At 56.6% G+C, this 25951-nt stretch carries 28 protein-coding genes; 11 read left to right on the forward strand and 17 right to left on the reverse strand.

Annotated features, from left to right (window positions below; genetic code table 11):
• The 7 genes from BC777_RS01440 (at window position 1) to BC777_RS01470 (ending at window position 7991) form a co-directional block, all read left to right on the forward strand.
• Window positions 1-420 carry a GtrA family protein gene (locus BC777_RS01440; protein ID WP_168769043.1) on the forward strand — a complete coding sequence of 140 codons (420 nt, stop codon included), beginning with the start codon at window positions 1-3 and terminating at the stop codon, window positions 418-420.
• The gene (locus tag BC777_RS01445; RefSeq protein WP_168769044.1) at window positions 417-1742 is read left to right on the forward strand and encodes an FAD-binding oxidoreductase; all 1326 of its coding nucleotides are present in this window, start codon (window positions 417-419) and stop codon (window positions 1740-1742) included. The genes BC777_RS01440 and BC777_RS01445 overlap by 4 nt, the downstream gene beginning before the upstream one ends.
• Window positions 1739-2509: an SDR family oxidoreductase gene (locus BC777_RS01450; protein ID WP_245834113.1), complete on the forward strand. Its 771-nt coding sequence runs from the start codon at window positions 1739-1741 to the stop codon at window positions 2507-2509. Before BC777_RS01445 ends, BC777_RS01450 begins: the two co-directional genes overlap by 4 nt.
• Before the next feature lie 10 nt (window positions 2510-2519).
• Entirely contained in the window at window positions 2520-4130 is a 1611-nt protein-coding gene (locus tag BC777_RS01455; protein ID WP_100366389.1) for a hypothetical protein, read from the forward strand.
• Window positions 4131-4610: 480 nt separating this feature from the next.
• A complete protein-coding gene (locus tag BC777_RS01460; RefSeq protein ID WP_100366390.1) occupies window positions 4611-6125 on the forward strand; it encodes an OpgD/OpgG family glucan biosynthesis protein in 1515 nt (504 codons plus the stop codon).
• 150 nt (window positions 6126-6275) lie between these two features.
• Window positions 6276-7262 (forward strand): tRNA dihydrouridine(20/20a) synthase DusA, encoded by a 987-nt coding sequence (dusA, locus tag BC777_RS01465; protein ID WP_100366391.1) that lies wholly within the window; start codon window positions 6276-6278, stop codon window positions 7260-7262.
• The gene (locus tag BC777_RS01470) at window positions 7263-7991 is read left to right on the forward strand and encodes a hypothetical protein (RefSeq protein WP_100366392.1); all 729 of its coding nucleotides are present in this window, start codon (window positions 7263-7265) and stop codon (window positions 7989-7991) included.
• Here the strand turns inward: BC777_RS01470 and BC777_RS01475 are convergent.
• Window positions 7952-8647, reverse strand: a complete 696-nt coding sequence (locus BC777_RS01475; RefSeq protein WP_100366393.1) for a helix-turn-helix transcriptional regulator — start codon at window positions 8645-8647, stop codon at window positions 7952-7954. The two genes, BC777_RS01470 and BC777_RS01475, sit on opposite strands and share 40 nt — an antisense overlap.
• A gap of 206 nt (window positions 8648-8853) precedes the next feature.
• Between BC777_RS01475 and BC777_RS01480 the strand changes: the two genes are divergently transcribed.
• From BC777_RS01480 to BC777_RS01495, 4 genes are read left to right on the forward strand one after another with little or no spacing between them, the layout of a single operon-like run.
• On the forward strand, window positions 8854-9066 hold the full coding sequence (locus BC777_RS01480; protein WP_100366394.1) for a twin-arginine translocase TatA/TatE family subunit: 213 nt from the start codon (window positions 8854-8856) through the stop codon (window positions 9064-9066).
• Between the two features lie 31 nt (window positions 9067-9097).
• Window positions 9098-9514 carry a Sec-independent protein translocase protein TatB gene (gene tatB / locus BC777_RS01485; protein ID WP_100366395.1) on the forward strand — a complete coding sequence of 139 codons (417 nt, stop codon included), beginning with the start codon at window positions 9098-9100 and terminating at the stop codon, window positions 9512-9514.
• Window positions 9511-10503 carry a twin-arginine translocase subunit TatC gene (gene tatC, locus BC777_RS01490; RefSeq protein WP_100366396.1) on the forward strand — a complete coding sequence of 331 codons (993 nt, stop codon included), beginning with the start codon at window positions 9511-9513 and terminating at the stop codon, window positions 10501-10503. Before tatB ends, tatC begins: the two co-directional genes overlap by 4 nt.
• Window positions 10500-11342, forward strand: coding sequence for an ATP-binding protein (locus tag BC777_RS01495; protein ID WP_100366397.1), 843 nt, complete (start codon window positions 10500-10502; stop codon window positions 11340-11342). The genes tatC and BC777_RS01495 overlap by 4 nt, the downstream gene beginning before the upstream one ends.
• 34 nt (window positions 11343-11376) lie before the next feature.
• Here BC777_RS01495 and BC777_RS01500 read toward each other — a convergent pair whose 3' ends face one another.
• The 16 genes from BC777_RS01500 to pyrC form a co-directional block, all read right to left on the reverse strand.
• Window positions 11377-12582, reverse strand: coding sequence for a LysM peptidoglycan-binding domain-containing M23 family metallopeptidase (locus tag BC777_RS01500; RefSeq protein ID WP_100366398.1), 1206 nt, complete (start codon window positions 12580-12582; stop codon window positions 11377-11379).
• Between the two features lie 61 nt (window positions 12583-12643).
• On the reverse strand, window positions 12644-13285 hold the full coding sequence (locus BC777_RS01505) for a protein-L-isoaspartate(D-aspartate) O-methyltransferase (RefSeq protein ID WP_100366399.1): 642 nt from the start codon (window positions 13283-13285) through the stop codon (window positions 12644-12646).
• Entirely contained in the window at window positions 13282-14067 is a 786-nt protein-coding gene (surE, locus tag BC777_RS01510; RefSeq protein WP_100366400.1) for a 5'/3'-nucleotidase SurE, read from the reverse strand. The genes BC777_RS01505 and surE overlap by 4 nt, the downstream gene beginning before the upstream one ends.
• Before the next feature lie 86 nt (window positions 14068-14153).
• Window positions 14154-14795 (reverse strand): SDR family NAD(P)-dependent oxidoreductase, encoded by a 642-nt coding sequence (locus BC777_RS01515; RefSeq protein ID WP_100366401.1) that lies wholly within the window; start codon window positions 14793-14795, stop codon window positions 14154-14156.
• 39 nt (window positions 14796-14834) lie between these two features.
• Window positions 14835-15101: a hypothetical protein gene (locus tag BC777_RS01520; protein ID WP_100366402.1), complete on the reverse strand. Its 267-nt coding sequence runs from the start codon at window positions 15099-15101 to the stop codon at window positions 14835-14837.
• Window positions 15102-15230: 129 nt separating this feature from the next.
• On the reverse strand, window positions 15231-15635 hold the full coding sequence (gene arsC, locus BC777_RS01525; protein ID WP_100366403.1) for an arsenate reductase (glutaredoxin): 405 nt from the start codon (window positions 15633-15635) through the stop codon (window positions 15231-15233).
• A gap of 5 nt (window positions 15636-15640) precedes the next feature.
• Window positions 15641-17098: an amidophosphoribosyltransferase gene (gene purF, locus BC777_RS01530; protein WP_100366404.1), complete on the reverse strand. Its 1458-nt coding sequence runs from the start codon at window positions 17096-17098 to the stop codon at window positions 15641-15643.
• A 195-nt stretch (window positions 17099-17293) separates the two neighbouring features.
• Window positions 17294-17857, reverse strand: a complete 564-nt coding sequence (locus BC777_RS01535; RefSeq protein ID WP_100366405.1) for a CvpA family protein — start codon at window positions 17855-17857, stop codon at window positions 17294-17296.
• A 22-nt stretch (window positions 17858-17879) separates the two neighbouring features.
• Entirely contained in the window at window positions 17880-19244 is a 1365-nt protein-coding gene (gene radA, locus BC777_RS01540) for a DNA repair protein RadA (RefSeq protein WP_100366406.1), read from the reverse strand.
• Between the two features lie 42 nt (window positions 19245-19286).
• Window positions 19287-19733, reverse strand: coding sequence for a paraquat-inducible protein A (locus BC777_RS01545; RefSeq protein ID WP_100366407.1), 447 nt, complete (start codon window positions 19731-19733; stop codon window positions 19287-19289).
• 57 nt (window positions 19734-19790) lie between these two features.
• Entirely contained in the window at window positions 19791-20828 is a 1038-nt protein-coding gene (gene alr, locus BC777_RS01550) for an alanine racemase (RefSeq protein ID WP_100366408.1), read from the reverse strand.
• Window positions 20829-20946: 118 nt separating this feature from the next.
• Window positions 20947-21939 carry an aldo/keto reductase gene (locus tag BC777_RS01555; RefSeq protein WP_100366409.1) on the reverse strand — a complete coding sequence of 331 codons (993 nt, stop codon included), beginning with the start codon at window positions 21937-21939 and terminating at the stop codon, window positions 20947-20949.
• The gene (locus BC777_RS01560; RefSeq protein ID WP_100366410.1) at window positions 21932-22309 is read right to left on the reverse strand and encodes a MerR family transcriptional regulator; all 378 of its coding nucleotides are present in this window, start codon (window positions 22307-22309) and stop codon (window positions 21932-21934) included. The genes BC777_RS01555 and BC777_RS01560 overlap by 8 nt, the downstream gene beginning before the upstream one ends.
• 63 nt (window positions 22310-22372) lie before the next feature.
• Window positions 22373-23860, reverse strand: a complete 1488-nt coding sequence (locus BC777_RS01565; RefSeq protein WP_100366411.1) for a replicative DNA helicase — start codon at window positions 23858-23860, stop codon at window positions 22373-22375.
• Window positions 23861-24073: 213 nt separating this feature from the next.
• On the reverse strand, window positions 24074-24742 hold the full coding sequence (locus BC777_RS01570; RefSeq protein ID WP_100366412.1) for an orotate phosphoribosyltransferase: 669 nt from the start codon (window positions 24740-24742) through the stop codon (window positions 24074-24076).
• A 49-nt stretch (window positions 24743-24791) separates the two neighbouring features.
• Window positions 24792-25844, reverse strand: a complete 1053-nt coding sequence (pyrC, locus tag BC777_RS01575; protein WP_100366413.1) for a dihydroorotase — start codon at window positions 25842-25844, stop codon at window positions 24792-24794.
• Between the last annotated feature and the right edge of the window lie 107 nt (window positions 25845-25951).

Raw genomic sequence — 25951 nt, forward strand, 5'->3', positions numbered from 1 at the left:
ATGAAGGCGGGTATCTCTGACGGCCATCCTTTTGTGCGCTATGCAATCTCGGCAGTCGTGTCGGTTGTGGCCAACTTGGTGGCGCAGCAGTTCACCGTTGTAGGGATGCCCGCCGCACCATTGATGGCCTCGATCATTGTGGGGACCATCGTGGGCTTCATTGTCAAATACGTGATCGACAAGACCTGGACCTTCCGCGAGGCCTATACCACCCACAAGGGAGAAGCGCGCCGCATTACGCTGTCAGGCCTTTTCAGCGTGCTGACGACACTCATATTCTGGGCTTTCGAACTGGGCTTTTATGCGGTCTGGCAAACCGATTTCGCAAAATATACTGGCGCGGTTGTAGGATTAAGCATCGGCTATATCATAAAATTCTGGCTGGATCGGCGCCACGTCTTTCGAGAGGCGACGGTGTGAAAGATCTGAGCGGTTGGGGCCGATATCCCCGTCAAATCGGTGCGCTGACAACAGCGACGAGCCCTGATACAGCGCAGACCGCCACGACGCGCGGCGCGGGTTTGATTGCGCGTGGTCTGGGCCGGTCTTACGGAGACGCGGCTATCGGGCGTGAAACGACGCTATCCATGACCGGGCTGAACCGAATGCAGTCTTTCGATCCCGAAACCTGTTTGCTGACCACCGAAGCTGGTGTGTCACTGGCAGAGATCATTGCCTGCTTTTTGCCACGTGGTTATTTTCCGACCGTCGTGCCGGGTACGAAATTTGTCACTGTCGGCGGCATGATCGCATCTGATGTGCACGGCAAAAATCAACATAATGATGGTACGTTCGGGCATCATGTTGCGTGGTTGACGCTGGCGTTGCCGAATGGTCAGATCCTGCGCTGCGCGCCTGAAGAGAACGCGGAACTCTTTCACGCCACCATCGGTGGCATGGGGTTGACCGGCACTATCCTTACCGCCGCCTTTAGACTTAAGCCCGTGGAAAGCGGATGGATCCGTCAAACCACCCACGCTGCAAAAAATCTGGCAGAGGCGATTGCTTTGCTACGCCAGACCGAAAGGGCAACCTACACTGTCGCATGGATCGACGTTCTTGCGCGGGGGGCATCGTTGGGGCGGTCGCTGATCCTTGCTGGCGAACACGCCAAACAGGATGATTTGCCGGGGGGGTACCGGCAATTCCCACCAGTAAGCGCGGGACGGCTGGGTGTGCCGATCGAATTGCCGGGCTGGGTTCTGAATACTGCGTCGGTTTCGGCCTTCAACGCGCTTTATTATCGGCGGGGCGCCCAAAAATCCGGTCAGACGACGCTGGTACCCTTTGATAGCTACTTTTTCCCGCTCGACGGCATTTCGAACTGGAACCGCATCTATGGTGTCCGTGGATTTGTGCAGCATCAATGCGTCGTCCCCAACGAAAATGCGGAAGAGGTGATGACCGCAATTCTGGATATCCTGTCATCACGTGGCGAAGGTTCATTTCTTGCGGTGTTGAAATGCCTAGGCCCCGGTGCCGGGCTGATGTCATTTCCACGCGACGGCCTGACGCTAGCGCTTGATCTGCCAGTGAGCGAAAAGCGGTTGGCTCTGCTGGCCGAAATTGATGTGCTTGTCGCTAAGGCGGGGGGGCGGATCTATTTGGCAAAAGACGCCTGCCAATCACGCGCCACGCTGAATGCGGGCTATCCGAACGCCGCGGTGTTTCGTCAGATCCGGCGCGAGATGGGATGCGCTGACCTGATGGCATCCAAACTGTCCGAAAGGCTTGATTTATGAGTAATATGCACAAACCGGCACCACGTGTTGCAGGCAAGAGGCTCTTGGTTGTCGGTGGTACCTCTGACATTGGGCGGGCTGTCGCAGATGCTTATGCGGCTAAGGGATGGGGCATCGACCTTGCCGCCCGCGATGTGCGAGGCGCTGCGCGAAATGCGGGCGACATTCAGACCCGCCACGGCATAGATCACGTTGCTGTCCACCCTATCGATATTCTTGACACTGGCAGTTTTGAGGCCTTTATCGATGGTCTGGGTGATCTGCCCGACACCGTGGTCTGCGTCGTAGGCATGTTGGGCGATCAGCCACGTGCGCAAACCGATCCTGACCATGCCACAGCCATCATGAGAACCAACTTTGAAGGGCCTGCGCTGCTGCTTGAGGCGCTGGCAGGTCGCTTTGCCGCACGTGGGCGTGGCCTGATCGTGGGCATCAGTTCGGTCGCAGGCGACCGCGGGCGCGCCTCAAACTATGTCTACGGCGCAAGCAAGGCGGGGTTTTCGGCCTATTTGTCGGGTTTGCGCAACCGATTTGGGCAAACAAACATACGGATCGTGACCGTCAAACCGGGCTTTGTGCGCACCTCAATGACCGAAGGCATGGACCTGCCCGGAGTATTGACAGCAACCCCCGAGGCGGTTGCACAACGCATTCTCGCGCTCGAAGCGGGGCAAACGAATGTGGTTTATGTCCTGCGTGCCTGGCGGTTGATCATGGGCATCATTCGTAGCCTGCCTGAGCCAATCTTTAAACGTTTGAAACTCTAAGGGTTCGGCTATGCCAAGCAACCTAAACATGCGCTCACCTATCGTTTTGACTGTCGTTTTGACAATTGTGGTCTGTAGCGCGCTGCTTATTCTACCGGGGGCAACGGCGACATCACGCTACTTCAACGATCTGCTGATATTCCTTGATGGCGGTTACCGGGTGGTTGAAGGCCAAGTTCCGAACCGCGATTTTCACACCGCTTTGGGGCCGTTGTCGTTCTATATTCCGGGTTTTGGATATTGGGTTACCGGCAATCTGGGCACGGCGATGCCTGTCGGATTGGTTGCGTTAATGATCGTGACAGCACCACTCATGATCCATGTGCTGTACACACGGGTGCGGCCGTTGATAGCTGTGCCATGGGCCGTTTTCCTGCTCTTGCTGATGATCACGCCGATGAATACCGGGGAAATCGTCATGAACATCTCATTCGCGATGTTTTACAACCGCATTGGTTGGGCACTGATCGGCCTGTTATTGATCATGCATTTGCGACCGGAACGGCCCGTGCGCAATCAGTTCGCGCTTGACACTTTGGTCGCGACTGCCCTGACGCTTATGATGCTGTATACAAAGGCAACCTATGGCGTCGTTGCTCTTGGCTTTCTTTGCCTCACATTATTGCAACCTGTGCAAAGACGCTGGGCCGCTGCCACGCTCCTGATCGTCGGCTTATCAGGTGCTATCATTGAAGTGTTCTGGGGTGGCACACGTATGCACATTGCGGATTTGATGGTCGCATCAAATGTGAGCGGTGTGCTGCCATTACGCGACTATGTCGTGTCACTGATGGAGACATCGGGTGAGTACATCATGTTTGGTTGTCTTGCAGCGCTGGCCCTTTGGCAAAAGGGTCGGTTTACGGATTTCCTGTTCTACGGGTTTTGCGCCTGCGCAGGATATGCGTTGCTGATCCAGAATTTTCAAATCCGTGGCATCATCACCTTGCTTGCGGGTGGTGTCGTCGCTGCCGAACACCTGTCGCGGCAATGGCGACCCAATCTGCACTACGGCGTTGATATGATAACACGTGGTGCTGCGTTGGTGGTGATTGTCCTTATGATCCCAATCGGGGTGTCATCGACTTTGGCCTTGGGATTGCATGTTGCCATGGTTACCTCGGGCGCTGGCATTAGCTTGAACACACCAAACGGGCAGGACATACGGGTGGTCAATACCCTCGATCAGGGGCAGTTCAAGTTCTACGCCAATTACGCCGAGTCATTGGAAAAGGGCGCAGACCTGCTTGCATCACTCAACCCGCCACCCGCCAAGGTGCTGGTCATGGACTTTGTCAGCCCACTTACATCGCTTGCCGGGCTGGAGCCACCACAAGGCGGAACGGCCTGGATGCATGATGGGCGCAACTTTGATGCGGACTTCCATTTTACGCCGGATGAGCTTTTGCAGGGTGTTGATGTGATCATGATCCCCAAAAGGCCGATTGCGGGATCAACGACCGAGCTGATGGAAGAGCTTTACGGCCCTTACATCGACAAACACTTCAAGGCAGTCCGGCACACGGGGTTGTGGCGGGTTTACCGACGGGACAATGTCACCCCTGCGCCAGTGGCTGATGCCGGTGAGGCGCAAGAGAGCCTGATTGGCCAATTTTACTGAAAGGAACGGTCCTTGGCGCGGCCTTGTGGTTAATCGTTAGGCAGATCGGGTGGTCGGTTAGCAAGATCTCGCTGCCTGTCTTCTGGACAAAAACCGGCGCAAAAAATGGCTTGGATGACGTTTAAAACATGACGCCTGCGGCTGCACCAAAACCGGGTCTCATGAGCCCCGACACCTTCATTTACTTGATGTTTCAGATTGTAACCATGTTGGTTTGCCCCTCTGATGGGGCATCGCGATAGCAAGATAGCATATGCGATTTGGCGCCCGACATAAGGGGTGATAGCCAATATAGGTCAGCAATTCCTCGCCGTTTTAGAGCCGACCGCTTTGTTACATCTGCAGGTGTTACTTATGCTCACGTCAACGCGCCTACCTTCTAACACAACATCTAAACCTCACCGGCTCTGGGCTGTTTATTTACATAGCTGACGCCGTCGGAGCCCTCAGATACCAACCGAAAAGAAAGTTGACCTCGTTATGATGATTTCACGACGCGCCCTCTTAGCTGGCATGGCAGCATCAACAGCGACCACGGCATGGCCCGCGGTAGAAATGATCGCAGCCCAGGCACCGTTCAGCACGGACTGGCTTTGGGAACACGCGCGCGAACTGGCGCGGCAGGACTATGAACCAAAGCCGTTGATTCCGGCCCCATGGCAAGAACTGTCGTTTGAAGACTTCAACAAAATACAGTTTGACCCTGAACATGGCATCTGGGTCGATGAAGACAGTCCGCTCCAAATGGATCTGTTTACAGCCGGGCTTTATGCGACACGACCTGCCACAATCAATATCGTTGAAGACGGCATCGCCAAAACGCTGGGCTATGATCTGTCACTGTTCGAAATCAGGGGTGAATTGCCCGACTTGCCCGTGGATGAGACGATGGGCTATTCCGGGTTCCGATTGCGGACCACGGTGAACAGGCCGGACTATTTTGACGAGTTCATCGTGTTTCAAGGTGCCAGCTACTTCCGGGCTGTCGCCAAGGGGCAGGGTTACGGGCTGTCTGCGCGCGGGCTGGCATTGCGGACCGGGGATCCCGATGGCGAAGAATTTCCTGATTTCACCGATTTCTGGGTTGAGGCCGCAGCACCGGGCGACACGGTATTCACCGTTCACGCGCTTCTCAATTCCCCATCAACCACCGGGGCGTACACCTTCAAGATTACGGCCGGTGATCCGACCCGCGTTGATGTGACCGCGACGCTATTTCCAAGGGTCGATCTGACCCACGTGGGGCTGGGCGCGATGACGTCGATGTTCCTTTTCGACGAAACCAATCGGCATCGTTTCGATGATTTCCGCCCCGGGGTGCATGACAGCGACGGCCTGCTGATGTTGAACGGCGAGGGCGAGCAGATATGGCGACCATTGGCAAACCCCAAAGAGCTTGAAATCAGTTCATTCATTGACGAAAACCCACGTGGTTTCGGCCTGATGCAACGCAGCCGTGATCCGGAAAAATTTGCGGATTTGCAGGCGTTCTATGAAAGGCGCCCCTCTCTTTGGATCACCCCGGACGGGGACTGGGGGGCAGGCGGCGTGGAACTGGTCGAAATCCCATCCGATCAGGAAATCTATGACAATACGGTTGCTTACTGGCGTCCGTCGGTACCAATGCTGGCCGGGTCCGAATACAGCTTTGGTTATGCGATGGCATGGGGCAATCGGGCAACTGGCCTGCTTGATCTGCCGTGGGTGTTGGAAACACGCATTGGCGGGGCCTTCAATCAAGTTGATACGACCGTGGCCATCGATTTTGCGCCTCATGCCCTTTTTGGTGATGACCTGTCTGAAATCCAGACAGTCATCACTGCCGATACTGGCACTGTGACAGACGGTATTTTGCAGCACAATCCAGGCACGGGCGGCGTGCGGTTGGCGTTCCATCTGTTACCCCAGGGTGCGACCAGCATTGAATTGCGCGCGCAACTGGTGAAAGGCGACATCCCAATGAGTGAGGTTTGGCTTTATCGCTGGACGGCGTAAGTAACATAGCCGCATTTGACGCAGGGCTTTTTATCACCATACGAGGGTTATGATACGCGGCGCTTGCATTGCCGAAGTGTGTCTTAAGGGATATTCCAGTCTAATCTGGCGTTAATTGCCTGCCGTCCAATAGTGTGAAGATCTGATAAAATGCATATAAACCAGCATGCTAGACTTTCCGTTGCGCCCATGATGGATTGGACAGACCAGCATTGCCGCTATCTGCATCGCCTGATGTCGCGTCATACGCTGCTGTATACGGAAATGGTCACGGCACCTGCTATCATTCATGGTGACAGGGATCGCCTGCTTGGGTTTCATGCGGATGAACAGCCTGTCGCTCTACAATTGGGCGGGTCCGATCCGGCGCAGTTGGCCGCGGCAGCGCGCGTTGCAGAAGACTATGGGTATGCCGAGATTAACCTGAATTGCGGCTGTCCGTCGGACCGCGTGCAGTCGGGCAGCTTTGGCGCCATCTTGATGGAGAGCCCCGCTTTGGTTGCTGATTGTGTGGCTGCGATGATAGCAGCTGTGGCTGTGCCAGTGACTGTGAAATGCCGTATCGGCGTCGATGATCAGGACCCGCAAACGGTGCTGCCTGATTTTCTGGCACAGGTATCAGCGGCTGGTGTTGACCGATTTTCAGTACATGCGCGCAAAGCATGGTTACAGGGGCTGTCCCCAAAAGAGAACCGTGATGTACCCCCATTAGACTATGATTTAGGCATGGAAATGAAAGGGTTGTTCCCGCATCTTCATGTATCCATAAACGGTGGGATCGGGTCATTGGATCAGGCCGAGGGTTTTCTGGCCAGCGGTTTTGATGGCGTAATGATCGGACGCGCTGCCTATCATACACCGGCTGATGTTCTGCTTGATGCAGATGCTCGCATTTATGATGATCCAACCGGCCGCACCGCAGAAGAGGTGGTACATCTGATGTTACCCTATATTGCCGATCACATTGCGGCAGGTGGGCGTTTGGGTCAGGTCACGCGCCATATGTTGGGGCTGTTTCAAGGGCGGCCGGGTGCCCGTGGCTGGCGCAGGCATCTGTCTGAAAATGCCCATGCTGATGGGGCCGGGCCGCAAGTTGTGCTCGCGGCGCTGGATCATGTCACGCGGCTGGCGGCCTAGGTGCTGGCGCATGATGGGTATGTGGTCTTTCCTCATGATCCTAAAGTATTGGCTTGGGTAAAGGCTGCGCGTCGCATCGGCCTGAAGGTCTTGGCCAATGGCGGCGCGCGTCGTCATGGTAACACATGGTTTGTCGGTGTGGATGCCTTACCAAATGCGCCTGACGGCAGTGTGGAAGACGTGCCTTTGGCAGGCGCTTGGCGTAGATATGTGGATGCGCCCTTGCAATGGCATCCTGCGCAACTGTCTGTCGTCTTTCCTGGCTACCCGCAGCAGGACCCGGATGAAAGCGATGCAGCACATCGGTTTCGCCGCAATCGGGATGCGGCCCATGTCGATGGGTTGTTGCCTGAAGGACCTGACAAACGCAGGCATTTGCGCGAACCGCACGGGTTCATTCTGGGCTTGCCACTGGATGATAGCTCCGCCAGCCCGCTGGTTGTCTGGCGGGGCAGTCACAAGATCATGCGCGCCGCGTTTCGCGATGCCTATGCGGGGTTGAAACCAGAGCATTGGGGCGATGTAGATGTCACGGATGTGTACCAAACGACCCGGCGGGCGGTTCTTGAAACCTGTGAAAGGATCGCGGTTTCAGCTGCACCGGGGCAGGCGATCTTACTGGATCGGCATCTATTGCATGGTGTGGCCCCTTGGGCGCAAAATGCGCCGGGCGACATGCGCATGATGGCCTATTTCCGGCCCTTGGTTGCCCCGGCGGCGTGGCTTTGACCTTTTAGCCGGTTATAGTCTGCCAATCCCTTGCCCTCTTCTTCGACAAACAGGCTGGGCAAAATCCGTTGGTCCGTGATTTGATCAACACGGATGTTATCAAACTGATGTGTCGTTTCGCACCAGACAACGCAGGTCCACAGCCTGCCCCAGTAATCCAGTTGCAAGGGGCGCACCGTGCGTTTGGTGTCTTGTATCACGAGTTCCAGCTTTTGCCGGGTGCGGACGGCCTGCCGCAGCATGGGCAGATGCTGAAATCCGCGTGCCGCATCGGCGAAAGGATAAATCGCAAAGCCTGAACGACTGGGTGCGCGGCTGCGATCCTCTGGCATGACGGCATCCAGCTTCTCCGAAAGCGTGCGGGCGGCAGCGGACAGTTCAGCGTCGTCGCTATGGCGGACGGCACTGAGCCCCAGATGCAGTGCCTCCATCTCGGTCATGGTCAGGTTGAGCGGGGGCAGGGTGATTGCGGCGGTGACGCGGTATCCAATACCGCGTTCGCCCTCAATCGGGACGCCAGAGGCGGCAAGCGTTTCCATGTCGCGATAGATAGTGCGAAGCGATACATCAGTCGCTGCGGCCAGATCAGAGGCACGGTGGAGCGAGCCATCGCGCAGGATTTGGACAAGCTGCATCAGACGGTCAGCGCGGCGCATGGTTTCCCCTTCGATTCGGGCTAGTTTTGTCATTTTTCTGACAACTGACAAGTATTTGTCACTAAATCATAAAAACCCTTGCAAAAAAGGGGGTTGCAGCGGTGTAATTGCGCAGTTCGTGCTTTCCTTGGCGCGCATCCGGGCCTATTGGTCAAGGCAAGAGATAAAACGACGCGAGGCCGCGCGCCCGCCAGAGGAGAAAAGACATGCTGAATAATATTGGCCTTCCCGGCCTTCTGCTGATCGCTGTTGTGGTTCTGGTCCTGTTTGGCCGGGGCAAGATTTCCAGCCTGATGGGTGAAGTCGGCAAAGGCATCACGGCCTTCAAGAAGGGCGTCGATGACGGCAAGCAAGAGATCGAGGACAGCATGGCCGAGGCCAAAGACGTGACCCCCGAAGAAGAAAAAGACAAAGTCTGATCGCTTTGCCTGACGGAAAGGACCGCGCCTGATGTTTGGCCTTGGTTGGAGCGAAATGCTGGTCGTCGGCATTGTGGCGCTGATTGTGATCGGCCCAAAGGATTTGCCGGGTCTGTTCCGGACGGTGGGGCAATTCACCGGCAAGGCCCGCATGATGGCGCGCGAATTTACCAATGCGATGAATCAGGCCGCAGACGAGTCTGGCATGAAAGACGTGCAAAAGACCCTCAATGCCGCCGCTAATCCCAAGAAATTCGGGGCCGATAAGCTGAAAGAAGCAACCGGCATGACCAAAGGCCCTGCGACGGCTGAATTATCCGCCGAACGGCAAGCGGCCAAAGAAAAGATGAGCAAGGCGATGGGTGATGCCGCAATTGAACGCAAAGCGCGTGAAGCGGCAGCAGAGGCGGCAGAGGCCGAGCCCCCCGCGCCAGAGGCAAAATCATGAGCACGCAAGACGAGATTGAAGACAGCGCTGCCCCGCTGCTGGAGCATCTGGCAGAACTGCGGTCGCGCCTGATCTATTCTGTCATGGCGTTTTTGGTGGGCATGATCATCTGTTTTTCATTCGGTGGGATGTTGCTGGATTTTCTATTGGGCCCGATTGAGAAAACCATGCGTGATCTGGGCAACCCCAATCCGGTCATGCAGTATACCGCGCCGCAGGAATACTTCTTCACACTTATTCGTATCTCTGTTGTGGGTGGCCTCACAATCTCTTTCCCTGTCATTGCCTATCAGCTTTGGCGCTTTGTCGCGCCGGGTCTTTACCGCAATGAAAAGAACGCGTTTTTGCCCTTTATCGTGGCGTCGCCCGTATTGTTCGTGATCGGGGCCGCTTTTGCACATTATATCGTTGTGCCGCTGGCTATGGCATTTTTCCTTGGCTTTGCGGATTTGCCATCCTTTGTCTCGGCCATCATGGCGGGGGCTATGCCGCCGCCACCGGGGACTGATCTGTTGCCGGGTGCCACAGGTGGTCTGAGCTTGCCAAGCGTAGCACCTGCCACCTCTGAGGGTGTTGACATTGTCTTTAATGGCAAGGTGAATGAGACGCTTGATATCACGCTCAAGATGATCGTGGCCTTTGGTGTGTGTTTTCAACTGCCCGTACTGCTGACGCTGATGGGGTCGGCCGGGCTGGCCAGTTCGCGTGGTTTGCGCGGGACACGGAAATACGCTGTTGTGGGTATTTTGATTGTTGCGGCCCTTGTGACGCCACCGGATGTCACAACCCAGTTGATCTTGTTCGTGGTGGTTTATGGTCTTTATGAAATTTCGATCCACCTTGTTGCTGCGGTTGAGCGTAAGAAAGATCGCGCTGCGCGTGCCGAAGGGATCATCGGCGAAGGCGAAAGCCTGTTTGATATCGACGAGGATGATATTAGCGCAGGTGAAGCCGCAGCTGACGCCGATGCGGAGGAACCAAAGGCGTGAGCAAGAAGAACTTGCAGCGCATCGCAGCAGCTTTGGAGCGTCTGAGCCCTGCGCCGGGTGATGCGCCGGATTTTGCGGCGGCTTCAGCATTCGTTTGGCATGCCGATCCTGATCGATTGGAACCCGTCGTAAAGGTGAACCGTGTAGATGTGGCGCTGCTGGTTGGCGTTGACCGGTCGCGAGATACGCTGATGGCCAATACTGTGCAATTTGCAGCTGGTCTCCCTGCCAATAACGCCCTTTTGTGGGGTGCGCGGGGGATGGGGAAATCAAGCCTTGTCAAGGCCATACATGGCGCAGTCAATGCAGATCATACGTGCCTCAAGATCGTTGAAGTACAGCGCGAGGACCTGCCGACCATTGGGCGCTGCCTCAACCTGTTGCGCGGCGCGTCAGAGCGGTTCATCCTGTTTTGCGATGATCTGTCCTTTGGCCACGATGATGCGCATTACAAATCGCTCAAGGCCGTGCTGGATGGCGGGATCGAAGGGCGACCCGAGAATGTCGTGCTTTATGCCACGTCTAATCGTCGCCATCTGATGCCCCGCGATATGATCGAAAACGAACGCTCTTCGGCGATTTCACCGTCAGAAGCGGTGGAAGAGAAAGTGTCGCTGTCGGATCGTTTTGGCCTGTGGCTGGGCTTTCATCCCTGCGATCAAGATGAATATCTGGCGATGATCCGTGGCTATTGTGACGCTTATGGTGTCGCAATTGATGATGCGACCCTGCGCGCGGAAGCCATTGAATGGCAGGCCACACGTGGCAGCCGGTCTGGCCGGGTGGCGTGGCAATACTTTACGGATCTTGCTGGCAGGCGCGGTGTGCGCCCGACGTAAGGTGGATCATGATCCACCTTACGCGCAACCCCACTTAAGGCAGGAAATCAGCCGGATCGAGGCTTTGCAGACCGCGCCGCACCTCAAAGTGCAGGAAGCTTGGGTCAGCGTTGCGCACCTTACCAATCACCTGCCCACGCGTGACGTTTTCGTTCTTGTCCACCGTCAGTGCGTCCATCTGGGTATATACCGTCAGCAAACCGTCGCTGTGCTTGATCACAACAATCGAACCGCCGCTGGTGTCTGTGGTCACGGCAGCTACTGAGCCAGAGCCTGCGGCCTGTACGTCGCTACCCGAAGGCGCAGCGATATCGATGCCTTCGTTGGTTCCCGGTGCATAGGCGCGGATGATCGCGCCTTGGATCGGCATCAGGAAACGCGCGCCGCTGCTGGCGGGTTGTGCTGCATTCGTGCCAAGATCAGGTGCCGCTGGTACCGCTGCCGCCGCGACGGGCGCGGCTGGGGTTTCAGCAGGCAAGGGGAGCGCTGCACTTGGTGGGACCGGCGTCGCCGTGCCAGCACCAGGTGCTGTCACATCTGTGGTCTCTGCGGGTGCAGGTGCCGTGCCGCCTTGCGGGATCAGCAGGAATTGACCTTCACGGATTGTAAATGCGGCATCCAGACCGTTCCATTCCGCGATATCTGCCACCGGCACGTTATACAGACGCGAGATTGAGAAGGCTGTCTCGCCGCGTTTGACTTGGTGGCGGATCGGTTCATCGCCACGGACTACCGGGGTCGCAGGTGTTGCAACAGGGGCCGCTGTGGGTTCAATCGGCGTCGCAGTTACCGGTGTTCCTGCGGCATCAACCCGGTCCAGCGCCGTGGTGGCAACGGTTGTCACGTCAAATGGTTGAATCGGGCCCGTCGCCACAGCGCCCGTAGCAGGCGACGGTTCTGTCACGCGCGAGGGCAGGGCGATAATCTCATCCCGGCGCAGGATCACATCGGGTTCGATCCCGTTGTACTCGGCCAGTTCATTCGCATTCAGTCCAAGGCGGATTGCAATCCCCCGAATAGTGTCATCGCGCTGCGCGACAACGACCTGATAGTTCGGATAAGAGATGACCCCACGATCATCGGGGCTTGGGCGTCCCGGCAAAGATTGCACCGCAGAGGTGGTGTCAAATCCGTTGCCCACATCCCGAAAATCGGGATCAAAACCTTCGCATGCCACAAGTGTTGCCATCGCCGCACCCGTGATCAAAACCCGCTTCACTGGCATATGCCCGTTCGCCATCCTACCGCTCCTCTAAAAAGTCGCCCCTTATCTATGGGGTCGTACTATATTTTGCGGTAGCTTACTCTTGTCCGAGCCCTTCTAGCAAGGGGACAAAGCGTACAGCGCGCAATTCATCGTATTCAAACCCGCTTTCGCTACGTGTCACGCGGATCAAGCTTTGCACCGCGTCCGACTGGCCGACCGGCAAAACCATGATCCCGCCCACGCGCAGTTGGGCAAGTAACGGCCCCGGCGGGTCTTCTGCTGCGGCTGTGACCAAGATGCGGTCAAATGGGGCCTGTTCTTCGAAACCGCGACTGCCATCAGCCGTAAACGTGGTGATGTTGGTGATATCATTCGCCTCGAACGCCGCCCGTGCGGCATGGACCAGCCTCCGATACCGATCAACGGTATAGACCCGGCGCGCCAGTTTGCTCAGGATCGCGGCCTGATAGCCAGAGCCCGTGCCGATCTCAAGCACCTTGTCGCGCGGGTTGATTTGCAGTGCCTGCGTCATTAACCCCACAACCGAAGGCTGGCTGATCGTTTGCCCGCAGGCAATTGGCAGAGGCATGTCTTCATAAGCGCGGTCCGCGAAGGTGCCTTTGACGTATTCGGCACGGTCAACCTGCTCCATCGCGGTCAGCACGCGCGCGTCGGTCACGCCTTTGCTGCGCAATGCATAAAGAAACTGCATCTTGGTGGCCGCATCGAATGTCACTTGAGCGCATCCTTCAGCGTATCGACCAAGGCATAATCTGTCAGGTCTGCCCGCATCGGCGTGATTGAGATATAGCCATCAAGGTTTGCGGCAGCATCTGTACCGGGGGCTGTGGGTTCATGTTGTGGACCGCCACGCACCCAAAGAAACTTGCGCCCGGTGGGTGATGTTTGTGCCTCGGCCCGGAACCGTGTGTTCAGGCGGAAGCCTTGGGTCGTGGCCGCCATGCCCTTGACGGCAGATGCCGGGACGGGGGGGAAATTCACGTTGTAGAAAACCTTATAATCTGCATCATCCCAGAGCTTTTCATTTAGCAAGGCGCGGACCGTTGCGGCACCGTGTGCGGCTGCCGCCTCAAACGGGTTCTCAAGGTCTTTGTTATCGGGGCCGTAAAACTGTGACATCGCAATCGACCGGACGCCCTGCAATGCGCCTTCAATACAAGCGCCAATCGTGCCGGAATAGAGCGTATTCTCAGCCGCGTTATTGCCCCGGTTCACGCCAGAGAGGATCAGATCAGGCGGATTGTCCTTGAGCACATCGTAAAGCCCCGCAATCACACAATCGGCAGGTGACCCTTCGGCGGCAAAACGGCGTGGTCCTAACGCGGCGATCATCGTGGGGTGGGTGTAGCTGATGCAGTGCCCGACGCCCGATTGCTCGAACGCAGGCGCGACGGTCCATACCTCGCCATCAGGTCCAGCCACATCTTTTGCGATATCGGTCAGGACGCGCAAACCGGGTGCGTTGATGCCATCGTCATTGGTGATCAGAATGCGCATGAAGTGACCCTTTTGCTGATAGGTTGTTCCTATGCGCAGATGCGTTGGGCGGCAAGTCGGACGGTGCGGTGCGCCAGCACAGGAGACTAGGCGAGGACCATTGGCAACAGTCGTGCGGCCTCTGTCGCCGGATCAGCCAGTGCTGTGCGGTCTTCACCAGGGTAGAACCGGGCGCGGGTGGCGGTTGGCATCGGTGCAGGCGTCAGGATTTGCACCTTTGGACCGGTCTTGGCAGTTTCAGCGGCCCAACTGCGGGCCAGCGCGATTTGTGCGGCTTTCGTTGCACCATAGGCACCAAAGAATTGATCACCGCCGCGTGGATCATCAAAGAACACCGCTTGCCCTGTTTGGCACAATAGCGGGCTGACATAGGCGATGAGGCGTGACGTGGCCTCGATATTAATGGTCATCGATTTGGCAAGGTCTTTGGGGCCGATGTGTCCGGCGGGAGCAAGAGGGGCTGCATGGATGGCCGTGTGCAGCCACAGATCAAGGCTGCCCCAGCGGTCGTATATCCCACGGCACAGTTGCTGCATCGCCTCATCCACCGCGATATCCATCGGGGCCAGCGTGGCTTGACCGCCTGCGGCCTGAATGGTGTCGTCCAGTTCTTCCAATGCGCCGACGGTTTTGCCGACAGCGATAATATGATGTGTGGGTGCGAGGGCTGCGGCCAAGGCGGCCCCAAGGCCGCGCGATGCGCCGGTGATGAGTGCTGTTTTTGTCATGGGCCGCGTGATGTGCTGAACAGCGCGCAAGGTCAAGCATTAGCTGCGAGGCAGCTGCAGTGATTTGGTCTGTCCCCAACGGTCAGTCAGCAGAACCTGGGTGTCGCCAATCGCTGTCACGCGGACACCAAATGCCCGATCACCCACGGTGACACGCGCAATCTGCCCTCGTGCAGAGCGCAGTAGCGCGGCTGTGCCGTCGTATGCATCCATGACACCAATCACCGCCAGCTGATTAAGCGCCAGTGCATCAGGCATCGTTGCTGCCGTCCCGGCAACCGCCGAGGTGTTTGTATCATTAGACATTGTAAGGACTGCGCCGATTTTTATCTTTGCCACGCTCGTGCCATGGAAGTTGGTCCGCGAAAAGGGTGCAAGGACCTAGCTGACGTTGCGTTTGCACGCCTTGGGGCGCACAAACTGATCACAAACGCGTTAGGGGGCTGCGATCAATGTACCGTCTTCTTTGTAGACAGGCTCTGTCAGCGGATTTTCCAGGATTGGCAGCACTGCCTCAGACGGGCGGCAGAGTGCGACACCCTTGGGGGTGCAAACGATGGGACGATTGACAAGGACGGGATGGGCCAGCATCGCATCGATCAATGCGTCGTCGCTGACGGCCTGATCTAACAGGCCCAATTCCTCTGCCGGTGATTTGGATGTGCGCAACGCCGCGCGCGGGGTCAAATCGGCAGCGGCAAAAAGGGCCAACAATTGCGGACGCGTCCAACCGGTTTGCAGGTAGGCAATGACGGTCGGTTCTGTGCCTGAGGCGCGGATCACAGCCAATACATTGCGCGAGGTCCCGCAATCGGGGTTATGGTGGATGACGGTGGTCATCAGCGCTACTCCGCCGCTGTTTTCGCCTGAAACCCTTGCTCGATCATATCGGATGGTGCCACCGGATATTCACCCGAAAAACAGGCATCGCAATAAGCGGGCGCATTCGGATCGCGACCCTTGGTCTCGCCCACAGCGCGGTAGAGACCATTGAGCGAGATAAACTTAAGGCTATCGACACCCAGATGGTCGCGCATCTCGTCCTCTGTCATCGTCGCCGCCAGCAGTTTTTCACGCTGCGGTGTATCGACGCCATAAAAGCAGGGCCATTGCGTTGGTGGTGATGCGATGCGGAAATGAACCTCGGCGGCACCGGCATCAAGGATCATTTCCTTGATTTTGCGGCTGGTTGTCCCGCGTACAACGCTGTCATCCACCAAGATCACGCGTTTGCCTTTGATCAGAGCACGGTTCACATTCAGTTTCAGGCGGACACCCATGTTGCGGATGCTTTCTGTCGGCTCAATGAATGTGCGGCCCATATATTGGTTGCGGATGATCCCCATCGCATAGGGAATGCCGGACTCAAGTGAATACCCAATCGCTGCTGGCGTGCCACTGTCAGGAACGGGACAAACCAGATCCGCATCGACCGGGTTCTCTTTCGCCAGCTCACGCCCAATGTTTTCACGGGTCTCATAGACGGAACGACCACCAAGAATACTGTCAGGGCGGCTGAAATAGACATGTTCAAAAATACAGAACCGGGCGCGGTTCGGACGGAAGGGGAAATGGCTTGCGACACCTTTTTCGGTCACGACAACCAGTTCGCCCGGTTCAATCTCGCGGACAAACTCGGCCCCGATAATATCAAGCGCGCAGGTTTCAGATGCCAGCGCCCAGCCGTCGCCAACTTTGCCGAGCACGAGCGGGCGTACGCCAAGCGGGTCGCGACAACCGATCAGTTTGGTCCGTGTCATCGCGACAATCGAGAACGCGCCTTCAACCTTGCGCAGCGCCTCTTCCATGCGGTCAGGAATGTTGCGGCCCATGGAGCGTGCCATCAGGTGAATGATGCATTCGCTGTCGGATGAGCTTTGAAAGATTGAACCGCGTTCGATCAGTTCGCGGCGCAAGGACATTGCGTTTGTGATATTGCCGTTATGGGCGATGGCGGCCCCACCCATCGAAAACTCACCAAAGAAGGGCTGCACGTCGCGCATCGCCGTCTGGCCTTTGGACCCGGCGGTGGAGTAACGGACATGACCGATGCCGATTGTGCCGGGCAGGCGCTCCATCATCGCAGCAGAGGTAAAGTTATCGCGCACCAGCCCCATGCGGCGTTGCTGGTTAAAGCCGGTATCGGGATCATGGGTGACAATCCCGCCCGCCTCTTGTCCGCGGTGTTGCAGGGCGTGCAGGCCAAGGGCTACGAAATTTGATGCGTCAGTCACACCGACAACGCCAAAAACGCCACATTCCTCCCGCAGTTTATCATCGTCAAAGGGATGGGCGGCGGGCATCGCGGTGGACAAGGGGACAGCTCCGAATCCGTTAGATTTGTCGTATCCCCCTCTTAGAGGGTCAGGGACCATCTGTCACGAAACGATCATGGTTCCGTATGGGGAAAGACTGTTTTCTGTTAGGTTCTGGCAATATAAGATGAAAAAGGCCGCTATGCTTTGGCATAGCGGCCTTTTTGTAGTCCATTTTGATGATTACTCTGCAGGCGCGCCGCAGGTGCCAACCAATTGCTGATATTGTTCTGTGATCCAGCCCAAAGCCTGCTCTGGGTTTTGTTCTTCGATCTGGCCTGTCAGCTGGGCAAAGACCTCGGCCGCGCGGCTGTCTTCGACCATGGCGAATTGCTGTCCAGCAAAGATCGTGTCGTAGACAAAGAACGCCACTGCAACCAGAAGGATGCCGCGCAGAACGCCGAAGAAGAAGCCAAGACCCTGATCAAGGCCGCCCAGAGCGGAGCGCTGGATGACGCTCGAAAAGAGCGGGGTGAAGATGGACACGACCACAAGAGCCACTGCGAAAACCGCAGCAAAGGCTGCAATAATCGCCAATTCGCAGCTATCGCCGATAAAATCACCGATGACAGGAATCTGGCGCACCAGCGGTTCAACCTGATCGGCAAAGATGAAAGCAATGATTGTTGCGCCGATCCAGCCGGCAATCGCCATAGCCTCGCGCACGAAACCGCGGCTGTAGGCGAGTACGCCTGACAGCAAGATAATGATCGCGACGCCTGCGTCGACGAGTGTGAAACCTTCCATGGTCCGTCTCCTGCGATCGACGCTATCTTGCGCCGAATACCTCTTCTACAAAACCGGCCAGGTCGGTGGCATGCCGCAGACCCAAACCCTCCACGCTGGGCTGTTTGGCCTGTTGCGGGAGTATCGCAGTTGTAAAACCAAGTTTTTGCGCCTCTTTCAATCTATTTTCCGATTGCACCACAGGACGCAGCGCGCCGGACAAACTGATTTCGCCGAAAACAACGGCCTCGGCGGGCAAGGCTGCGTCTTCGCGCGCTGACACCAAAGCCGCCGCCACAGCAAGGTCTGCGCCTGGTTCAGAGATGCGCAAACCCCCTGCTACGTTGAGGTATACGTCCAATCCGGTGAAGGGCACACCGCAGCGCGATTCCAGCACGGCCATGATCATCGCGAGCCTGCCGCCGTCCCATCCGACGACAGATCGGCGTGGTTGGCTGTGTGGCGAAGGTGCCACAAGTGCCTGTATCTCGCACAGCATCGGCCGCGACCCTTCGATGCCCGCAAATACAACTGATCCGGGGGCAGGGGGGCCGCGTTCAGAGAGGAAAAGGGCCGAAGGATTCTTCACTTCCGCCAGTCCTTTGCCGGTCATTTCAAAGACGCCGATTTCATCGGCAGGGCCAAAACGGTTCTTGACCGACCTTAAGATGCGGAACTGGTGACCACGCTCGCCTTCGAAATAAAGAACCGTATCGACCATATGTTCAACGACGCGGGGGCCAGCGATGGCGCCTTCTTTGGTGACATGCCCCACCATGATCACGGCCATACCGTTACGTTTGGCAAATGTCGTTAGCTCATGCGCGGATGACCGGACCTGAGATACACTGCCCGGCGCGCTATCGACGTTGTCGGCCCACATTGTCTGGATTGAATCGATGATTGCCAGATCGGGCTTCTCTTCCTCAAGCGTGGTCAGAATATCACGCAGGTTCGTTTCAGAGGCGAGCATGACCGGGCTTTTCTCTAGCCCCAAACGGCGGGCGCGCATTTGCACTTGTGCGTTCGATTCTTCGCCAGAGATATAGATGACTTTCAAACCGTTACGGGCAAATCTTGCAGCAGCTTGAAGCAATAGAGTGGACTTACCGATCCCCGGATCACCGCCGACCAAGAGAGCAGATGCCTTGACCAGTCCTCCGCCTAAAACGCGGTCCAACTCGCCGACGCCTGCTTCAGTACGCGGCGGCTCTTGTTCTTGCGTATCCAGATCGGTCAGGGGGATTGCATTGCCCCGGATTGCACCGAGCGATTTACCCTTGGGGCCGCTGGACAATGCCTTGGATTCACTGATCGTGTTCCACGACTGACAGGCATCACATTGCCCCGACCACTTGCGAAAGGCAGCACCACATTCAGAGCAGGAGAAATTCAAATCTTTTGCCATGTTCACCTTTTGGACCAAAAGGTGAACGTTGGCAATGATCGGTTAGGCTTTTGCCTTGGACTGTGGGGTCAGGGCAGAGATCACGATAGATGCGAGGATGCAGGCTGTGAACATATAAAGCCCCCAACCCGTTTCGACCTTGCCGATGCCAACGCCTTTGAAAACAACGATGTAGAGGGCGATCAGGAACACATCGGCCATTGCCAGCTTGCCAATCCATGACAGAACGGGAAGCGTTTTGTCTTTGAGCAGGTTGAAGTGCACCAGCGCGAGGCCAATCGTCTTAAGATAAGGCGCAAACAATGCAAAGGCGGTAACAAGTAGCGCCAGCGCCACATCGCTGTCCCACAGCGCCTGCATGCCGGAGATCACACTGATCTCGCTCAGCCCAAAAATCGGGAGCAAGCCCGCCCGCATGAGCGGCGCAAACCAAGCGATTGGGAAAAGGATCAGAAGAGCAAGATTGGCGATGCGCAGAACGTTTAACATAAGAAACCCGTTTAAATTCTGATGTTTAGATAGGGAAGTTCAGATCAGATGACAAGATTACTTGCCAAATGTCTTGCGATTATAGCGCGCGCCAAGCTGGGTGAGCACCTCGTATCCGATTGTGTTCGCCACCCTTGCCAGATCATCCACGTTTTGCTGTGGGCCGATCAGGGTCAGCTTCTTTGGCGTCTCAGTCAGCTCGGTGACATCAATCGTCAGCAGGTCCATAGACACACGCCCCACCAACGGGCACGGTGTGTCACCGTGATAGAGCGTCGCCTTGTCCGATAGAATGCGCGTGATCCCATCGGCATAGCCTGCCGATACCGTTGCAATACGGGATGCGCGGTTTGCCTGCCATACGTTGCCATAGCCTACGACTTCGCCCTCCGCCACGTCACGCACCTGCACGACAGGCAAGTCCAGTTCGATCACCGGGCTGGCCTGATCAAAAGGAAGACCGCCATAAAGACCAATGCCGGGGCGGGTCAGGTCAAAGTGATACTCAGGACCCAAAAGCACACCACCGGTCGCGGCCAGTGAACGTGGTACCTGAATACCATCGGTCATCTTTTTAAACTGCGCGAGTTGATAAGGGTTCATCGGGTGATCCGGTTCATCCGCACAAGCCAGATGCGACATGACCAAACGCGGTTTTTGCGCCAGTGCCAGTTCGGCCACCGCAGCCCATTCGTCAATTTCCATGCCGAGACGGTTCATGCCGGTATCAAGCTGGATGCCAAAGGGATGGCCCGGCAACGTCTCAAGATGATGGGTCAACTGTTCAACCGAGTTGAGCATCGGCGTCAGACCCAATTCGCGGATCAGATCGGTATCGCCTTGCATATGCCCCGAAAACACACTGATTTCAGGCTTTGGTCCCAGTTCTTCGCGGATCGCGGCGGCCTCTTCGGCCATCGCGACAAAGAACTGCCGCACACCGGCTTTGAACAGGGCCTTGGCCACATTCGCGGCCCCCAAGCCATAGCCATTGGCCTTTACAACCGCGGCAGTCTTGCAATCGGTCATGGCATCCAATGCGCGCCAGTTGGCGACGACAGCATCAAGGTCAATAATCAGGCGTCCGGTACTCATGCCGACCTTTTGGCAGGGGCGATGAGGCGGGGCAAGAGTTTTGCGCATGCATTGCCATCAAGACGGTTATTCCAGCGAGTAGGGATTGTGTTCCAGATGTGATCCGCGACGCTGATCTCTAGTGCGGTTTTGAGTTTCCTTCTTCCGACCGCTCAAGGATCGTTTCAATCTCGGTCATCTGTGCCGGTGTGAGTGCCCCATGATCTAATGCACCACATAAATCATGCACTTGTTCTGGCGTTCGAAAGCCCGGAATAGGCATTGCATTTGGTGTACGTGCCCAAAGCCACGCAATCGCCCCTTGCGCGAGGCTCCGCCCGTCGGACATGAGTGTTTCGCGCACAGCGTTAAGCTGCGCGATGTATGCGTCCGTAATTTTACCGTCCTTGAAATAGTCCTGCCATCCGGGGTTGCTGCCGCGAATTTCATCTTTGCTGAACGTGGTATTGGCATCGTATCTGCCGCCCAAAACACCCATCGCAAGGGGGGAGCGGATGAGGGAGAGTTGATTGGTCTCTTCCACAGTCCTGACCATTTGTGTGGCGGGCAGAAAGACGTTCATCGCATGTTCAACGGTTGTAAAGCCGGGGTGATCAGCAAAGGCACGCAGGCTGTCCGAGAAATCGGTGGACCATCCATAAGCGCCAATGATCCCATCGTCATAAAGCCCGGCCAGCATATCAAAGGTCGGCCGCGCGTCCTCGACAGCCAATTCGTTGTTATGGTGCAGCACCATATCAATCCGGTCGCGGCCCAGCCGCTTGCGCGATGCATCAATGGATTTTCGAATGATTTCGGGATCGTTGATTTGGGCGATAAGCTGTTTTGTTTCAGTGTCGATGTCCCACCCGATCTTTGTCGCGATGGCGATGTTCGGATGGGCTTTCAGTGCCGCACCCAACACGACCTCTGAATGTCCACAGCCGTAGGCTTGCGCCGTGTCGAAATGCTTGATGCCATGCTCAAGTGCTGCGGCAACAGCCGCTTTGGAAACATTGTCGTCAACCTCGCCCCAGCCAACGGCGCGGTCTTCCATGAAGAAAGGCCCGCCAATAGCCCAGCAGCCAAGGCCGAGGGTTGGTTTTGTTGGGATATGTTTGAAATCAGCCATCTGAGACCTCCAATGATGTGCGATACATACTGATTTTGTGGTCGAGGAAATGCTTGCAGGCTTTCAGTTCTGCTTCGCGATGGGCAAGGGTAACGGCATGCCGTTCAAGTACACCCAAACGCAAGGCACGTTGGTCAGGTTCATTGCAGTCGGGCGCATGGGCCGACACTGCAAAGCGTTTGACTTCGTCTAGCGGCATCCCCGTGGCGCGTAGCCTTTCAAGGGTGGTGAGCCAGTTGATGTCATCGCCGCTGAACACGCGCCATCCGCGCGCGTCCCGCTGGATGGGGGCCAACATGCCCGACTTCTCGTAGAACCGAATGGTGTCCTGAGTCAGCCCTGACCGGGCGGCAGCTTCTTTGATTCGCATCGCGCATTCCTCCGATGGCCAACGAGTTAGCCTATTGGAGTCACTCCAAGTCAAGCAATGGTTTTAGAATTGCTGCTCGTCGCCTTGCTGCCACGGCTTTACCAGATTGCCGAAGCGGGTGAATTCGGCCACGAAGGACAACTCCACCGTCCCGATTGGGCCGTGACGCTGTTTGCCCACAATGACTTCGGCCTTGCCATGCAGGCTCGACATCTTTTCCTGCCATGCAGCGATGGCTTCCATGTTGTGATCTTCAGGCTTTTCGCGCTCCACGTAGTATTCGCCACGATAAACGAACATGACCACATCAGCGTCTTGCTCGATCGACCCGGATTCGCGCAGGTCTGATAGCTGCGGACGCTTATCTTCACGGTTTTCGACCTGACGCGAAAGCTGCGACAGTGCGATGACCGGTATGTTCAACTCTTTCGCAATAGCCTTGAGCCCCATCGAAATTTCACCGATCTCCTGCACCCGGTTCTCTGAGGTGCCGCGCACAAGCTGCAAATAGTCCACGATCAGCACATCCAACCCATGCGTCCGTTTCAGGCGGCGGGCGCGGGCGGCCAGTTGCGAGATCGGAATTGCGGCAGTGTCGTCAATGTAGAGCGGGCAGGACTCAAGCTGCTTCGCGGCATCGACAAAGCGGCGGAATTCGCTTTCGGTCATGTCGCCTTGGCGGATTTTGTGGGACGAAATCTCGGAAGCTTCTGCGAGGATACGGCCCGCCAACTGCTCCGCACTCATCTCAAGCGAGAAGAAACCAACCACGCCGCCATCAACGGCGCCTTCGCTGCCGTCCTGCAACTGCCCTTTGCGGTAGGCCTTGGCGATATTGAACGCAATGTTCGTCGCAAGCGAGGTTTTTCCCATCGACGGACGCCCCGCAAGGATCAGAAGGTCGGACTTATGCAAACCACCCAGTTTCTTATCCATATCCGTCAGGCCAGTGGAAATCCCGGCCAGCCCACCATCGCGCTGATAGGCGGTGTTGGCGACGTTAACGGCCTCGGTCACGGCAGCGAGGAAGGATTGGAACCCTTTCTCGGACACACCCTGTTCAGCTAGCGTGTAAAGCGCCTGTTCGGCCTCTACGATCTGTTCCTTCGGTTCATGTTCGACATCGACCTTGCCCGCCTTGTCGGTGATGTCGCGGCCCAGTTTGATTAGTTCGCGCCGCGTCGCCAGATCATAGATCATCTGGGCATAATCACGGGCGGCAAAAGCTGAAATCGCCGCACCGGCAAGGCGGGCGAGGTAGGGTGGACCGCCCAGTTCTTTCAGACCTTCATCGTCTTCCATAAAGGTCTTCAGCGTGACCGGGCTAGCCAGCATGTTGCGCCCGATCCGGCTGGCCGCTGTCTCAAAGATGCGCGCATGTACGGGGTCGTAGAAATGCTTTGGGCCAATGATCGAGGCCACCCGATCAAACACATCGTTATTCGTCAGAATGGCACCCAAAAGCTGCTGCTCAGCTTCAATAGAATGCGGCATCAGATCGGCGTCGGCCTCTTCGACGCCGGTCGCGTTAAAAGTTGTTAGTTCGTTCATTTTTGCTCACCTGTTCCCCGTGTCGTCCTATCAGTCGCCCTGCGGCTGTGGCCATCTGGAAATGATCGGGGATACCCTGCGGGATAAACCTGTGGACAACATGCGATAGATTTTAAACATACCGTAAATAGTGCCGTAACGCAAAAAGAACACAATATGCGCGATTGTTTGGCGATTCTCAGCAAGTGTTCTCTGAAAGACCGTGGATAAGTTTTATGCTGGCGCCCATCCGGCGGGATCATGCAGGTAAGCTTCAACCGCGCTGAGCGTCGCCGTATCATATGCGCCACGCGCCTTGGCCTCGGCCAGAACGTCCCACCATGTGCACAGGCTGATCAATTGCACACCATGATCGCTCAGCGTCTTTTCCACGCCATCAAAAATGCCGTAGTAGAAAATCACCGCCGTTGCTGAACAGGTCGCCCCGGTTTCGCGGATCGCGTCGACGAAGGATAGTTTAGAGCCGCCGTCGGTGGTCAGGTCTTCCACCAAAATCACGCGTTGGCCTTCGGTCATCACCCCTTCGATGCGGGCATTGCGGCCATAACCTTTGGGTTTTTTGCGCACATAGGTCATTGGCAGTGCAAGCCGCTCTGCGATCATTGCGCCAAAGGGTATGCCTGCCGTCTCACCACCTGCGACATTGTCAAATGCCTCAAACCCTGCCTCGCGCATGATGGACACGGCCATGAAGTCCATCAGGGTGGCGCGGATACGTGGGAAGGAAATCAGCTTGCGGCAATCCACATAGGTAGGTGCCTGCTTGCCAGAGGCATGGGTGAAGGGCTCGGTCGCATTAAAGTCAATCGCGCCGATTTCAATCAGCATACCAGCGGTCAGGCGGGATATCTCTTCTTTGGTTGGGAATGAGGTAGGGATCATAGCAGGGGCCTTTATCTTCTTATGTTCCAAAATATCTCCGCCGGGTGCATCACTCCTCGACACGCCAATGCAGATCAAACCCCGGATCAAACACAGTGACTGGGCCATCCCCGGTTTCTATTTGCTCAGGATATGTGACAGGGGCGCCTTTGGTCAGCGTGATCGTCTCTTCGTTCGGAGGTAGACCATAGAAGCGTGGCCCATTGAGAGATGTGAAATCTTCCAGTTTGGTTATTCGGCCTGCGGCGTCAAACACCTCAGCGAGGCAGGACATGGTATTGGGCGCCGTAAAGATCCCCGCACAGCCGCAGGCCTGCAGTTTCAAAGGGTCCGTATGTGGCGCACTGTCTGTCCCAAGAAAGAACCGCTTATCGCCAGAGACAGCGGCTTGTACCAAGGCCACCCGGTGCGCTTCGCGTTTTGCGACAGGCAGGCAATAGAAATGCGGCTTGATCCCACCAGCCAGTATATGATTGCGGTTGATGATCAGGTGATGGGTCGTGATCGTTGCGGCCATATTTTTATGGCTGTCGCGAACGTAATCAACCGCATTCTGGGTTGTGACATGTTCCATCACGATTTTCAGATCAGGGACTTTCTTGCGCAGCGGCTTGAGGACCTTCTCAATAAAGACGGCTTCGCGATCGAAGATATCAATCTGACTATCCGTGACCTCACCGTGCACACAAAGCGGCATCCCGATCTCGGCCATGACTTCAAGGACCGGACGCACCTTTTCGAAGTCGCGCACACCTGAGGCCGAATTCGTCGTAGCCCCGGCAGGGTAAAGCTTAACCGCAGTCGCAATCGCGTCCGCATGGGCGGCGCGCACGTCTTCGGGGTCGGTCGCCTCGGTCAGGTAGAGCGTCATCAAGGGGGTGAAACGGGCACCCTCAGGCACCGCCGCCATGATCCGCGTGCGATAGGCTACGGCCTGTTCAGCCGTCACAACCGGCGGCACCAGATTGGGCATGATGATGGCGCGGGCGAAATGGCGTGTTGTTTCTGGCAGCACAGCCTTTAACATTTCGCCATCACGCAGATGTAAATGCCAATCATCAGGGCGGCGTATGGTCAGGCTGGTCAAATGTTTATCAGGCATGACGCCGGATTACACCGTTGCGCAGATAGACGCCATAGGGCTTTGATAATTCTCCTTGTGGATAAAGGCGCATTTCTTGATATTTTGGACCAAGCCGATGGACTTAA

Source organism: Yoonia maricola (assembly GCF_002797915.1).
GTDB classification, from domain to species: Bacteria; Pseudomonadota; Alphaproteobacteria; order Rhodobacterales; family Rhodobacteraceae; genus Yoonia; species Yoonia maricola.

Coding starts and splice junctions, on each gene's coding strand:
- purF (WP_100366404.1), bottom strand. CDS start 17,098: ATGCCCGCCGCCCATCCCTTTGACGATGATAAACTGCGGGAGGAATGT.
- BC777_RS01455 (WP_100366389.1), top strand. CDS start 2,520: ATGCCAAGCAACCTAAACATGCGCTCACCTATCGTTTTGACTGTCGTT.
- pyrC (WP_100366413.1), bottom strand. CDS start 25,844: ATGCCTGATAAACATTTGACCAGCCTGACCATACGCCGCCCTGATGAT.
- tatC (WP_100366396.1), top strand. CDS start 9,511: ATGAGCACGCAAGACGAGATTGAAGACAGCGCTGCCCCGCTGCTGGAG.
- BC777_RS01570 (WP_100366412.1), bottom strand. CDS start 24,742: ATGATCCCTACCTCATTCCCAACCAAAGAAGAGATATCCCGCCTGACC.
- BC777_RS01500 (WP_100366398.1), bottom strand. CDS start 12,582: ATGGCGAACGGGCATATGCCAGTGAAGCGGGTTTTGATCACGGGTGCG.
- surE (WP_100366400.1), bottom strand. CDS start 14,067: ATGCGCATTCTGATCACCAATGACGATGGCATCAACGCACCCGGTTTG.
- BC777_RS01475 (WP_100366393.1), bottom strand. CDS start 8,647: ATGCGCCGCGCTGACCGTCTGATGCAGCTTGTCCAAATCCTGCGCGAT.
- BC777_RS01520 (WP_100366402.1), bottom strand. CDS start 15,101: ATGTCTAATGATACAAACACCTCGGCGGTTGCCGGGACGGCAGCAACG.
- dusA (WP_100366391.1), top strand. CDS start 6,276: ATGCATATAAACCAGCATGCTAGACTTTCCGTTGCGCCCATGATGGAT.
- BC777_RS01480 (WP_100366394.1), top strand. CDS start 8,854: ATGCTGAATAATATTGGCCTTCCCGGCCTTCTGCTGATCGCTGTTGTG.
- BC777_RS01560 (WP_100366410.1), bottom strand. CDS start 22,309: ATGCGAATCAAAGAAGCTGCCGCCCGGTCAGGGCTGACTCAGGACACC.
- BC777_RS01460 (WP_100366390.1), top strand. CDS start 4,611: ATGATGATTTCACGACGCGCCCTCTTAGCTGGCATGGCAGCATCAACA.
- arsC (WP_100366403.1), bottom strand. CDS start 15,635: ATGACCACCGTCATCCACCATAACCCCGATTGCGGGACCTCGCGCAAT.
- BC777_RS01515 (WP_100366401.1), bottom strand. CDS start 14,795: ATGACAAAAACAGCACTCATCACCGGCGCATCGCGCGGCCTTGGGGCC.
- BC777_RS01565 (WP_100366411.1), bottom strand. CDS start 23,860: ATGAACGAACTAACAACTTTTAACGCGACCGGCGTCGAAGAGGCCGAC.
- BC777_RS01545 (WP_100366407.1), bottom strand. CDS start 19,733: ATGTTAAACGTTCTGCGCATCGCCAATCTTGCTCTTCTGATCCTTTTC.
- alr (WP_100366408.1), bottom strand. CDS start 20,828: ATGAGTACCGGACGCCTGATTATTGACCTTGATGCTGTCGTCGCCAAC.
- BC777_RS01440 (WP_168769043.1), top strand. CDS start 1: ATGAAGGCGGGTATCTCTGACGGCCATCCTTTTGTGCGCTATGCAATC.
- BC777_RS01535 (WP_100366405.1), bottom strand. CDS start 17,857: ATGGAAGGTTTCACACTCGTCGACGCAGGCGTCGCGATCATTATCTTG.
- BC777_RS01555 (WP_100366409.1), bottom strand. CDS start 21,939: ATGGCTGATTTCAAACATATCCCAACAAAACCAACCCTCGGCCTTGGC.
- tatB (WP_100366395.1), top strand. CDS start 9,098: ATGTTTGGCCTTGGTTGGAGCGAAATGCTGGTCGTCGGCATTGTGGCG.
- radA (WP_100366406.1), bottom strand. CDS start 19,244: ATGGCAAAAGATTTGAATTTCTCCTGCTCTGAATGTGGTGCTGCCTTT.
- BC777_RS01450 (WP_245834113.1), top strand. CDS start 1,739: ATGAGTAATATGCACAAACCGGCACCACGTGTTGCAGGCAAGAGGCTC.